We start from the raw sequence: 11,700 nt of genomic DNA, 5'->3' as shown, positions 1-11,700 counted from the left end.
TTGGAATTGCTTCAGCATCTAATTGTCCTAATCCAACTTCAATTAATGCCCCAACAATTTTTCTTACCATATTATGAAGGAAGCCGTTACCACTTACTCTAATTTGTACAAACCCTGCCTCTTCCATCACATCAAGTGTATATACTTCTCGAACCATAGATTTTTTCTTTGATTTCGCATTTGAAAAAGCAGTAAAGTCATGTGAACCAACTAAATGTTTTGCAGCTGCTTTCATGCTTTTCACATTTAATTTTTTATTCACATGCATGCTGTATTTACGCATAAATGGATTTGTATGCTCTTCATTCCAAATTTTATACAGATATGTTTTTGCTTTAGAGTTGTAACGAGCATGGAAGCGATCATGTACTTCTTCCACATCCGTAATGCTAATATCATTGGGTAAATATTGATTTAAATATTTTTTCACTTTATGTTCCACTAACTTCTCATCACTTTGAAAGTTAGCAACTTGATTCAAAGCATGTACACCAGCGTCTGTTCTACTACAACCGATAATTTCAATTTCTTTTCCGATCATTTCAGATATGACACTTTCCATTTTTCCTTGAATCGTATTATCGTTATTACCGAGACGTTGCCATCCTTTAAAACGTGCGCCGTCGTACTGAATCGTTAATTTATAATTATGCATAATATTCTCCTTCATAGAAAATATTCCCTCATACCATGAGGGAATATTAATAAACTTTACTTTCTAACAAGCTTCACTACATTTTCTACGTGAGCTGTATGCGGGAACATATCAACTGGTTGCACATACTCCACTTCATAGCTCTTCATTAATGCTTGTACATCACGTGCTAATGAAGAAGGATTACAAGACACATACACAACTTGTTTCGGCTTCACCTTTAAAATTGTTTCCAGTAATTTATCATCGCAACCTGTACGTGGTGGATCGACAACAATTACATCTGGACGCCATCCTTCTTTTACCCATTTCGGTAACCATTGTTCAGCTTTACCTGCTTCATATTTCGTATTTGTAAATCCGTGACGCTTCGCATTTTTTCTTGCATCTGCAATCGCTTCTGGAATTACATCCATACCACGTACTTCCGCTGCATCATTTGCAAGCCAAAGACCGATTGTACCAACACCACAGTACGCATCCACAATCTTCTCGTTTCCTGTTAACGCAGCTGCTTTTTTCGCTTCATCATATAAAACAACAGTTTGTTCTGGATTCAACTGGAAGAATGCACGTGCTGATAATTCGAATGATAAATCACCAAGTGTTTCTTGAATTACTTCTTTTCCAGCTAATTTAAATGTTTTGTCGCCAAAAATAACAGATGTTTTACGCCAGTTTACATTTTGCATAATTGATTTAACCGCTGGCATCTGTTTTTGTACTTCTGCAATAAATTGTTCTTTATTTGGTAATTCTTCTTTTGTTGTAATAAGTGTAACTTGTACTTCCCCTGTTTGAACTGCAGTACGTGTTACAATTGTGCGTACTAAACCTTTTTGTTTTTTCTCATTGTAAATAGAAACATTTAATTTTTCTAAAATACGTCTTACAACTTTTGTCGCTTCATTCGTTGCTTTATGTTGAATCATACAATGGGCAATATCAATTAACTGATGTGAATTTTGTTTATATAGCCCTGTAATAACCTTTTCGTCTTTACGCCCCACTTGTAATTGACTCTTATTACGATAATGCCATGGATTTTCCATGCCAAGCGTTGGACGAATTTTCTCTTCCATACTGTTTTTCATGTACTTCTCAAATGCTTGTACAACGATATCACGCTTTTGATTCAATTGTTCTTTATAATCTAAATGTTGCAGCTGACAACCGCCACACTCCTCATATACTGGACACGGTGCTTTCACACGATGCGGTGAAGCTTTACGAACTTTTTTCACTTTCGCTTCAGCGAAGCCACGCTGAATTTTCGTTGTTTCTGCAACAACTTCTTCTCCTGGTAATGCCCCTGGAATGAAAACAACTTGTCTCTTAAAATAACCAACGCCTTCTCCGTTAATCCCAAGACGTTTAATTGTCACAGGAAACGTTTGACCAACTTCCAACTTACTCTCGTGTTGCTTTTGTATCATTATTACACCTCTACTCTATACTTTTCCATAAATATAACGCTGCATAACTGCAGTATGGTTCACACTCTTGTTTCACTTTTTCTAAAAATGCATCATCAGGTTTATCATCTAATTGAAATATACCTTGCACTGCACGCTGAATCCCAATATCCACTTTCGGGAACATATTTTTCCGTCCAAGCCCAAACATTAAAAAGTTTTGCACTGTCCATGCACCAATTCCCCTAATTGGCAACAATTGTGCCCCAACCTCTTCTTCCGTCCCATTTTCTATACTCGCTAAATTTAATGTACCACTGACAATACTTCGACCTAATCCTACTATATATTCAGCCTTTCGCTGACTAAACTTCTGCTCTCTCAATTCTTCAATTGAAATATTTGCTACTATTTCCGGAGTCGGGAAAAAGAATACACCGTTCTTTTCTGTTCCATACCGTTTCACAAATTGTTCTGTTAACACAGTAGCAAATTTCAAATTTATTTGTTGATGAATGATACAGCGAAGAAGACAAGCAAAATAATCAAATTCTAAAATAATTGGAGTATAAGCATATGTTTCAAATAGTGGACGTAATGATGTGTTTAAAAAATGATTTTGTATATCTTGAAACGGTTCATTCCAATGAAAAATGGCCCTCATTCGTTTCATGACTTTCTCCGGATTTCCTGTCTGACTAGAAATCCAAAACTGTGGATTTTGAACAGTACCAATCCCTTGTAAGCGAACAATAACCTGTTCCTCGTCTATACAAAGCGGGATATAAATGACTTTCTCATCTAATTGAATGACGTTAAGAGGATCAAAAGATAAACGTTTTAATACTTCTTCAAAATGATACGGATACTCTAACGTAACATGTTCGCTCCACATACGTTTCCCCATCCTTTTTACACATCATTATAGCATGAGAAAACCGTAAGCATACATGCTTACGGTTGATTGCTTTTTACTAAGTCATCTAGACTTTTAAAATGATACCCTTTCTCGCGCAAATCATCAATGATTTTCGCAAGTGCTTCTGCATTATCTTTTGATATTGCATGAAGTAATAAAACAGATCCTGGATGAATCATCGTCATAACATTATTATGTGCATATTGCCATCCTCTTTGCTGATCCACTTTCCAATCCAAAAATGCAAGTGACCAAAATACATTATAGTAGCCCATTTCTTTCGTAAGAGCTAACGTTCTTTCACTAAATACGCCGCGCGGAGGACGTACATATTTCACTTCTTTTTGCCCAGTTACTTTTTTAATTTCTTCCGTTACACTCGTTAATTCTTCACGAAGCTTCTCATCATTTACCGCTGTAAAATCAGGATGACTCCAAGAATGATTTCCAATAATGTGTCCTTCATCCTTCATTCTTAACAATAAATCTTTTTGTGTTTTAATGTAATGCCCCGTTACAAAGAAAGTTGCTGGTACTTTTTTCTCTTTTAATACATCTAAGATTTTGCCTGTGTATCCATTCTCATATCCATTATCAAATGTTAAATAAATATCTTTTTTCTTCGTATCTCCTAAATAAAACCCGCCATTTTTTTGCAGTAAATCCGTATATAACTTTCCTGCATCTGGTACTGTTTCATTTTTAGGACGCGGGATTCCCCAGTTATGTGGAGTATTTGTATAAGCCAATGCCGAAACTGGAACAAGTGCCATCATAATTGAAAAAATGAGACCGATATACAACCATTTATATTTCATAAATAGTCTCCTTTCCATATATAATCGTACCTGTAGTTTCTGTTTACTTACTTACTTTCATGCTGTGCATGTTTTTCTATATATACCAAAAAATGCATCTCGAAAGATTCGAGATGCATTTTTGTTTATTTAAATACCGGCTCTTTAAAGCTCGCTAATTTTTCAAGTGATGTTTTATCAACATCTGCATGTAAACTATTAGCATGAGAGTCCATCGTTACAACTGCTTTAAAACCTTCAATGCGTAAATGCCACATTGCTTCTGGAATACCAAATTGTAAGAAATCAACATCTTTCACTTCTTTAATACATTCAGCATAATATTGCGCCGCACCGCCAATTGCGTTTAAGTACACGCCGCCGTGTTCTTCTAAAGCCGCTAATGTTTTCGCACCCATACCGCCTTTTCCAATAACAGCGCGTATACCAAATTTCTTCATAATATCGCCTTGGTACGGTTCTTCACGAATACTTGTCGTTGGACCTGCCGCTTTAATTTGCCAATTGTCATTGTCATCTTTCACAACAACTGGACCACAGTGGTAAATAATTTGTCCATTTAAATCTACTGGACAATCATTATCCATTAAATGCTTATGGATTGCGTCACGACCTGTATACATCATGCCATTAATTGTTACAACATCACCAACGCGAAGTCCACGAATTTGCTCTTCTGTAATTGGTGCTTGTAATACAATCTCACGTTGCTCTGTTTTTTCTTGTGCTTCATGCTGAAGTGTATCTTCACCTTCTTGATATAACCAATCCATAATTTCACCTGTTTCAGGATGGATTGTTACACCTAGGCGGCGATATGCCCAGCAATTATACGCCACAGATACGTAGAAGCTAGCCGGCAGGCGGTTATACACGCCAATTTTACAGCCCAGTAAAGTTGTTTCTCCACCAAATCCCATTGTACCAATGCCAAGCTTATTCGCATTTTCTAATACGTACTCTTCAAGTTGTTGTAACTCTGGTACTGGATTGACATCATCTAATGTACGGAATAATTGATTTTTTGCTAATTCATAACCTGATGTGCGGTCTCCCCCGATACCAACACCAATTACACCAGCACTACATCCTTGACCTTGTGCTTGGTATACTGCATGAAGAAGGCATTTACGAATTCCTTCTAAATCACGGCCAGCTCGTCCAAGTCCTTCTAGTTCACACGGTAAGCTATATTGAATATTTTTATTCTCACAGCCACCACCTTTTAGGATTAAACGTGCATCAATATAATCTTTTTCCCATTGTTCAAACTTAATAACCGGTGTACCTGGTCCTAAATTATTTCCACTATTGTCTCCAAAAAGAGAGTCAACAGAATTTGGACGAAGTTTACCATCTTTTGTCGCCCGCTCAAGCGCATTATAGATAGCTTCCTTCAACTTTAATTGATTCACACCAACTGGTGTATAAATTTTAAACGTTGGCATCCCTGTATCTTGGCAAATCGGTGAGATGTTATCATCAGCCATTTTAATATTATTTGTAATTGTGCCAAGTGCCATCGCAGAACGAGTCCCTGCATTTTCTCGCTCTTTCGCTTGTTGAATCGCACGACGAACATCTTTCGGTAAGTTCGTTGACGTTTCAACAATTAGTTGATACATGCTTTCTTGAAGCTTTTCCATTGTTACTTCCCCCTCAATTGTGAACGCTACCAAAACGTTATGAGCTGAAAATTCCATTGTTATGCTCTTTAGCTTTTTATTTGTTTCACGCTATTAAAACATAAATGAAATTTTTCACAACTTGATTATACCTCTTTTTCTATCGTCCTTCTATTATCCGCACAGAAAAAGGCTACCAAATTGGAATTGGCAGCCTTTTTAATATATTATTCGTCTTTTTTAAATTGCTCACATTTTAATTCTAATTCATCTAACATTGCAAGAAGACGATCTACATCTTCTAATTCTACTTCTTCAGGTTCAATTGTATCAATTACTTCAATGAACATATTTAAACGCTCTTTTAAATATACTAATTGTGTATCTTTATCTTGAATTGCTTTTCCCATGAAGGCACTCTCCTTTTAATTCGAGTTGCTTTTATTATACCGCAAAAATGATTGCTATGGGCATGAAATTTCATCAATTTTGTCACAGTCATCCACTATAATGTAAGCCCTCTCTCTTTTCACGCTAAAAAGTTTCACTTTATAAAAAGCACATATTCTTCTATTATAGAGAATGGACAAATTGTTATTTCAATAGTCAAAGGAGTATTTCATATGACGATATCACAAAAAATGAAGCCGATTACTCCTTCTTACGATCCATGGGAAGCGTATATGGACCTTGAAGAGTACGGCAAACTACTATTAACAAATGTTGAATTTACAACGACGACGTTATGCAATATGCGCTGTGAGCATTGCGCTGTTGGTTACACGTTACAGCCGAAAGACCCAAATCCGCTTCCGATGGATCTTTTATTAAAACGATTAGATGAGATTCCTCATTTACGTTCTTTAAGTATTACTGGCGGAGAACCTATGCTTTCAAAGAAATCCGTCGACAACTATGTAACACCACTCTTAAAATACGCCCATGAACGAGGCGTTCGCACTCAAATCAACTCTAACTTAACTATAGATTTAGCACGTTACGAACAAATTATTCCTTATTTAGACGTGTTGCATATCTCTCATAACTGGGGAACAATTGATGACTTCGTTGAAGGTGGATTTGCAATGATGGAGCGTAAACCTACTTACGAACAACGTGCAAAATTATTCGAAAGAATGATTACAAATAGTAAGGCTCTATCAGATGCAGGTGTACTTGTATCGGCCGAAACAATGTTAAACAAAAGAACTCTACCACATATTGAACATATTCACCGCCAAATCGTCGAAGAGATGGGCTGTAAACGTCATGAAGTTCACCCAATGTATCCAAGTGACTTCGCGAGTAATCTAGAGATTTTAACAAAAGCTGAAATTCGTAATGCGATTGAGCATTTACTAGAAATTCGCGATGAAAATGTATGGATGTTGTTTGGAACTTTACCTTTCTATGCTTGTAGCGATGACGAGCGAGACATTGCCACATTTAAAAAATTACAAGAGAGCAAAAATGTCACTGTTCGTAATGATCCAGATGGCCGTTCTCGTTTAAATGTAAATATTTTCGATGGAAATATTATTGTGACGGACTTTGGTGATGTTCCACTTCTAGGAAACATACAAACAAACACATTACAAGAAGCGTACGACAAATGGAGTGCTTCAAAAACAGCAAAATCATTAAGCTGTCACTGTCCTGCAGTAAAATGTCTTGGACCAAATGTTCTTGTAAAAAACAGCTACTATCCGACAGAAGATTTCTTATCAAAAACAGCAAACATTACATTATAAAAAAACGTCAGCTTATAAGCTGACGTTTTTTTATGTTATTGCGAGTGGGAAGAAGAAATGAATTTAAAAAATAAATGATCATGAATTGGAATCGCCGCTCCAATTCCTTGAGAAGTAATATTTTTCACAACAAGTCTTTTTTGATTTCCCTTTAATACAAGATACACTTCTCCAAATGTTACTTTTCCCTTTTCATTTACTGCTGGTGTATAAGCGTATAAATATCCGAGTTGACTCGGACTAATATTATACACACGCTCATGTCCAGTACCATAACCAATAGTTGTTTTAAACGAAAGGGGCAATTGTACTTTTTCAAGCGCTTTGAGAAGCATCATTTTTTTCACATCTGCAGCATCTTTCATATCTGCTGTTAAATCGCCTTCAACCGTCTTTTGTGTTTCTTGCTTATAGCGAAGTGGATACAAACGGTCTCCTCCGCGATTATCATACACATTTCGATTCACTTGTTTATATTCCCAATTAATCGATGTGTCTACTGATTCATAATGTAAAGCCCATTGACCTAAATAAATTTTTGCCCGATACCCTACTGCAAGCGGCGCATTTGAAATTGTCGTTTCATTAAATATCCGAATTAAGTCTGGATTTTCAATTTTAATATTAGCTGTTTTCAATAGTTCTTGAGCAAACTTACTCGGCTGTAAACGTGGCAAATCTTGCGCATCATTTGGAAATGTATTGTCTTTTGAAATATTTAAAACAGATGAAGGCATTTTTGTTCCTACTGTTGTCTTTGCAAAACTCATGTTAGGAAATAATAAAATAAACGAGACCATAGTTGAAAGACATATGCTGTATACTCGTTTCACCTGTCTGGCTCCTTCCTATGTAAAGGTATATATACTACTTCATTTATTGTTTTCTCTGAGCACAATTGTTATGCCTATTTTTCATAATAAATAAAAACCAATTCCCATAATGACATACGCCGCTAGTAAAGTGCCGCCTTCAAACCAGTTTGTATCTCCATCATTGGAAATCGCAATCGTTAAGAAAACGGCTGTAATCATAGACACAAGTTCTGGTATGGTAAATACTAAAGGCATCCTCTGCGCGAAGAACATAGATAGCAATACTAATACAGGAGCAACAAACATGGCGATTTGTAATGTAGAACCTATTGCAATTTCGACTGCAATATTTACTTTATTTTTATAAGCCATAATAATTGCAGATGCATGTTCCGCTGCATTTCCAACAATTGCAACGATAATAACCCCTATAAATAATTCTGACCAACCAAATGATTTTGCAACAGTTTCAAAAGTATGCACGAGCGCCTCTGATACATAAGCTACCGCCAGTGTTGCTATCGCTAAAATAAGGAGTGCTTTCCCTTTCGACCACTCTGGCTCTTCTTCATGCGCTACTTCGTCACTTTTATGTTGATATACACCACGGTGCGTAACTAACTTAAATAGTAATGCAGCAATGTACATGATAATCATAATAATAGAAACACCTATACTTAATTGATACGTCTTGCCAGCGTCCATCTTCATTGAAAAAATCTCTGGAATAACAAAGGCCACGACAACAGCAAATATTAATAAAGCTGAATTATGCCTTGCATCGTAAACGTTAAAGCTTTGCCTTTTATATTTAAGTCCACCTACAAAGAAGGATAGTCCTCCTACTAATAATAAATTTCCAAGTACCGAACCCGTTAAAGAAGCTAACACCACTTCAATTAACCCTGCTTGAAGTGCAAAAATTGAAATGATAAGTTCAACAGCATTACCGAAAGTAGCATTTAATAATCCACCTATTCTAGGACCAGAAACAATTGCTAAACTCTCTGTTGCTCTCCCCATAAAACCAGCCAATGCGATAATCGTAATACAATACACAGCGAACATAATTGTTTCTGGCCAATGAAGTGTTTTTCCAAGTACAGACAGTGGTACACCTATAAGCGCTACTATAAGAAATATTTTATTAAACATGCTTTTCATCCTTCCATCGTATGTATTTCTCCTCAATATTATTATTATTCTTCTCCTAACTTGTCCGATTTCATCACAATTACGTTTAAAAAATCATGTTGATGAAAAGAGTATGAAAGATACTTCATTCTTATTTAGACGAAGAAAACTACAAAGTATGAAAAGAGGCTAAAAGCATGCATTTAAAAGAAAAAATTGAAACTATTATATGCGGTCAACGAACTGGTGTATTATCTACTGTACGTGAAAACAAACCTCATAGTGCCTTTATGATGTTTTTCCACGAAGATTTTGTGTTATATATTGCAACAGATCGGAAATCAAAAAAGATAACAGATATTGAAAACAATCCTAATGTCCATGTATTACTCGGACGAGAAGGTAAAAAATTAGATGAAGATTATATTGAAGTTGAAGGGTTAGCTTCAATCGAGGAAGACTCGACATTAAAAAATAAGTTTTGGAATAATAGCTTAAAACGTTGGTTACTCGGTCCTGAAGACCCTAATTACGTATTGATAAAAATCAATCCCGACACAATTTATTACATCGATGGTGCCGGTACGACGGAGCCTGAGTTTTTACGACTATAAAATAAAACAAGCCCCCCTTTAGGTGGGCTTGTTTTGTCGAAAAGTTCTTTTGAAAAAAACAATAAAATAGGTGGAACTTTCTAAAGATTCTGTTATATAATAGCAGTAACTTAAATAAACTGTATTAAAACAGATTGAGAGGAGAAATAAAATTGATAAAGAGAGAAGAACGCAAAAACATGATTGAGTTTATTGAAAAGAAAAAAGGGATTGAGCGTGACGAATTACTGTTTATGACAGACGATGAAGTAGAACATATTTATAATGTAACGTACTTTTTATATGAGGAAATTGCAGAGTAGTATAATAATCCCCACCTTATAAAAAATATAAGGTGGGGATTATTTCGTTATTTAGCCCACTATTTGCGGACGTTAAAACTCCCACCTTAAAATTCAGGTGGAGCAAGAAGTTAAGTTGAAGTCGTGCTTCCTATAAATCTCAATTGCTTCAACTTTATACATGAGAATCATTTTCATGTATAATACTGTAAGATTGGAGGAATTTTACTATGAGTTCGTGGCTCTTATTTGCACTATTATCAGCAATTGCTGCTGCCCTTGTATCGATTTTTGGAAAGTTTGGTTTAGACGGAATCGATGCAAACGTTGCAACAACAATTCGATCTATTATTATGGCATTATTTATGATAGGCGTTATTATCATACAAGGTAAATTTCAAAATATCGGCGACGTACTGCTAAATAAAAAAGCACTGCTATTTATCACATTAAGTGGGATTGCAGGTGCTTCGTCATGGCTATTTTATTTTCTTGCCCTCAAAACAGGAAAGGTTTCACAAGTAGCTCCTGTCGATAAATTAAGCGTCGTATTTTCTATCATTCTCGCTATGATTATACTCGGTGAAAAGTTAAACTTTATGACCGGCGTTGGTGTAGTCTTTATTACAGCTGGTGTATTATTTATTGCTTTCAGCTAAAAAAACCGCTATTAGCGGTTTTTCTTTTTCTTTATATAAAACCATACAACACATGTAACAACTGCTGAAATTAATAAAATCCATATTCCATAATGATGTAAACTATACTCAACGAAGCGCCACTTCTCGCCTAACTTCCAGCCAAGCCCAATAAAAACACTTATCCAAATGAGCGCACCACCGTAAGCGTACAAACAAAAACGCCAAAGTGTCAAATTTGATACCCCAGCAAAATATGCTGTTAAATGACGTACTCCCGGTATAAAATAACCAATCATTAAAAGAAATGGCCCATATTTTTCAAATAAAATATGTGTTTTTTCAATGTGATGTTCTTTAATTCTAATTTTCGGCCCATATTTCTTTAAAACAGGGAGCCCAAGTTTTAAACCTAATATGTAGCTTAACGTAATCCCTAACATCGCACCAGCCATCCCACTTAAAAAAGCAGCGGTTCCTGACATAACTCCTTTTGAAACATTATAACCAACAAAGGTCAATAAAAACTCGTCTGGTATCGGTAATCCGACAATCCCACCAGCCAAGGCTATAACAATTCCAAAATACCCATAATGCGCGATTAACTCGCCAATATGTTGTTCCATTCGGAAGACACATCCTATGCACGATCGTTATTCCACATTGTACCCGTTCTATCTTTAAGGCAAACATGGTATACATATTCACTATACATTGTTTTTATAATGAACTCTACTTCTATTCGTTCCTTTAACAGAGATAAAATTAAACTTCAATCCGCGTGGGTTTTCTTCATCCTCTACTGATTATTAGCTTACTTCAATCAGGCTTCTACAGGTATCTCGCCTCCGACATAATTCACTTACATTCACTAATTTTGAGATTAGATTCTTACTGCCTGCAAATGTCCTGATAAAAAATAAAAATTCACATGCGTGTTTTTTTGTTACAATAAAGGAAAGTTACTTTTCGCAACGGTTTAACTCTCAAGAAAAATGATATATCTAGCAAAAACATAGTTTGGTCTATATAATA

13 protein-coding genes are annotated in these 11,700 nt (G+C 35.8%); 4 read left to right on the top strand and 9 right to left on the bottom strand.

Annotated elements, in window-relative coordinates; all coding sequences use genetic code 11:
- From truA to MR170_RS20305, 6 genes are all read right to left on the bottom strand, one after another.
- Window positions 1–655 (bottom strand): tRNA pseudouridine(38-40) synthase TruA (gene truA / locus MR170_RS20330; protein ID WP_242309045.1); only part of this gene is annotated, 655 nt, incomplete at its 3' end.
- Window positions 656–711: 56 nt separating this feature from the next.
- Window positions 712–2,091, bottom strand: a complete 1,380-nt coding sequence (gene rlmD, locus MR170_RS20325; protein WP_000615197.1) for a 23S rRNA (uracil(1939)-C(5))-methyltransferase RlmD — start codon at window positions 2,089–2,091, stop codon at window positions 712–714.
- 10 nt (window positions 2,092–2,101) lie between these two features.
- Window positions 2,102–2,965 (bottom strand): DNA-3-methyladenine glycosylase family protein, encoded by an 864-nt coding sequence (locus tag MR170_RS20320; RefSeq protein ID WP_242309044.1) that lies wholly within the window; start codon window positions 2,963–2,965, stop codon window positions 2,102–2,104.
- 59 nt (window positions 2,966–3,024) lie between these two features.
- Window positions 3,025–3,807: a delta-lactam-biosynthetic de-N-acetylase gene (gene pdaA, locus MR170_RS20315; protein WP_016083645.1), complete on the bottom strand. Its 783-nt coding sequence runs from the start codon at window positions 3,805–3,807 to the stop codon at window positions 3,025–3,027.
- 125 nt (window positions 3,808–3,932) lie between these two features.
- On the bottom strand, window positions 3,933–5,453 hold the full coding sequence (gene fumA / locus MR170_RS20310; RefSeq protein ID WP_242309043.1) for a class I fumarate hydratase: 1,521 nt from the start codon (window positions 5,451–5,453) through the stop codon (window positions 3,933–3,935).
- A gap of 206 nt (window positions 5,454–5,659) precedes the next feature.
- Window positions 5,660–5,842 carry an SE1561 family protein gene (locus MR170_RS20305; protein WP_000513558.1) on the bottom strand — a complete coding sequence of 61 codons (183 nt, stop codon included), beginning with the start codon at window positions 5,840–5,842 and terminating at the stop codon, window positions 5,660–5,662.
- Window positions 5,843–6,055: 213 nt separating this feature from the next.
- On the opposite strand from MR170_RS20305, the gene yfkAB reads away from it, so the two are divergent.
- On the top strand, window positions 6,056–7,183 hold the full coding sequence (gene yfkAB / locus MR170_RS20300; RefSeq protein ID WP_000156025.1) for a radical SAM/CxCxxxxC motif protein YfkAB: 1,128 nt from the start codon (window positions 6,056–6,058) through the stop codon (window positions 7,181–7,183).
- 35 nt (window positions 7,184–7,218) lie between these two features.
- Here the strand turns inward: yfkAB and MR170_RS20295 are convergent, their stop codons facing one another.
- Complete coding sequence (locus tag MR170_RS20295) at window positions 7,219–8,016, bottom strand: YfkD famly protein (RefSeq protein ID WP_242309042.1); 798 nt, start codon at window positions 8,014–8,016, stop codon at window positions 7,219–7,221.
- A gap of 81 nt (window positions 8,017–8,097) precedes the next feature.
- Window positions 8,098–9,153, bottom strand: a complete 1,056-nt coding sequence (gene cax, locus MR170_RS20290; protein ID WP_000482131.1) for a calcium/proton exchanger — start codon at window positions 9,151–9,153, stop codon at window positions 8,098–8,100.
- A gap of 176 nt (window positions 9,154–9,329) precedes the next feature.
- On the opposite strand from cax, the gene MR170_RS20285 reads away from it, so the two are divergent.
- From MR170_RS20285 to MR170_RS20275, 3 genes are all read left to right on the top strand, one after another.
- On the top strand, window positions 9,330–9,746 hold the full coding sequence (locus MR170_RS20285) for a pyridoxamine 5'-phosphate oxidase family protein (protein WP_016083647.1): 417 nt from the start codon (window positions 9,330–9,332) through the stop codon (window positions 9,744–9,746).
- Window positions 9,747–9,901: 155 nt separating this feature from the next.
- Entirely contained in the window at window positions 9,902–10,048 is a 147-nt protein-coding gene (locus tag MR170_RS20280; protein WP_000817786.1) for a BH0509 family protein, read from the top strand.
- A gap of 209 nt (window positions 10,049–10,257) precedes the next feature.
- The gene (locus tag MR170_RS20275; RefSeq protein ID WP_000100295.1) at window positions 10,258–10,686 is read left to right on the top strand and encodes an EamA family transporter; all 429 of its coding nucleotides are present in this window, start codon (window positions 10,258–10,260) and stop codon (window positions 10,684–10,686) included.
- Between the two features lie 11 nt (window positions 10,687–10,697).
- Here MR170_RS20275 and MR170_RS20270 read toward each other — a convergent pair whose 3' ends face one another.
- Window positions 10,698–11,291, bottom strand: coding sequence for a DedA family protein (locus MR170_RS20270; protein ID WP_000434876.1), 594 nt, complete (start codon window positions 11,289–11,291; stop codon window positions 10,698–10,700).
- Window positions 11,292–11,700: the final 409 nt, after the last annotated feature.

This window comes from Bacillus cereus group sp. BfR-BA-01524, assembly GCF_022662595.1.
GTDB classification, from domain to species: Bacteria; Bacillota; Bacilli; order Bacillales; family Bacillaceae_G; genus Bacillus_A; species Bacillus_A thuringiensis_S.
Note: the sequence above shows the minus strand (reverse complement) of the source record. Positions and strands in the feature narration are given on the sequence as shown.

What these genes read in the sequence shown, in the direction of transcription:
- rlmD (WP_000615197.1), bottom strand. Translation starts at nt 2,091, where the DNA reads ATGATACAAAAGCAACACGAGAGTAAGTTGGAAGTTGGTCAAACGTTT.
- MR170_RS20320 (WP_242309044.1), bottom strand. Translation starts at nt 2,965, where the DNA reads ATGTGGAGCGAACATGTTACGTTAGAGTATCCGTATCATTTTGAAGAA.
- pdaA (WP_016083645.1), bottom strand. Translation starts at nt 3,807, where the DNA reads ATGAAATATAAATGGTTGTATATCGGTCTCATTTTTTCAATTATGATG.
- fumA (WP_242309043.1), bottom strand. Translation starts at nt 5,453, where the DNA reads ATGGAAAAGCTTCAAGAAAGCATGTATCAACTAATTGTTGAAACGTCA.
- MR170_RS20305 (WP_000513558.1), bottom strand. Translation starts at nt 5,842, where the DNA reads ATGGGAAAAGCAATTCAAGATAAAGATACACAATTAGTATATTTAAAA.
- yfkAB (WP_000156025.1), top strand. Translation starts at nt 6,056, where the DNA reads ATGACGATATCACAAAAAATGAAGCCGATTACTCCTTCTTACGATCCA.
- cax (WP_000482131.1), bottom strand. Translation starts at nt 9,153, where the DNA reads ATGTTTAATAAAATATTTCTTATAGTAGCGCTTATAGGTGTACCACTG.
- MR170_RS20285 (WP_016083647.1), top strand. Translation starts at nt 9,330, where the DNA reads ATGCATTTAAAAGAAAAAATTGAAACTATTATATGCGGTCAACGAACT.
- MR170_RS20275 (WP_000100295.1), top strand. Translation starts at nt 10,258, where the DNA reads ATGAGTTCGTGGCTCTTATTTGCACTATTATCAGCAATTGCTGCTGCC.
- MR170_RS20270 (WP_000434876.1), bottom strand. Translation starts at nt 11,291, where the DNA reads ATGGAACAACATATTGGCGAGTTAATCGCGCATTATGGGTATTTTGGA.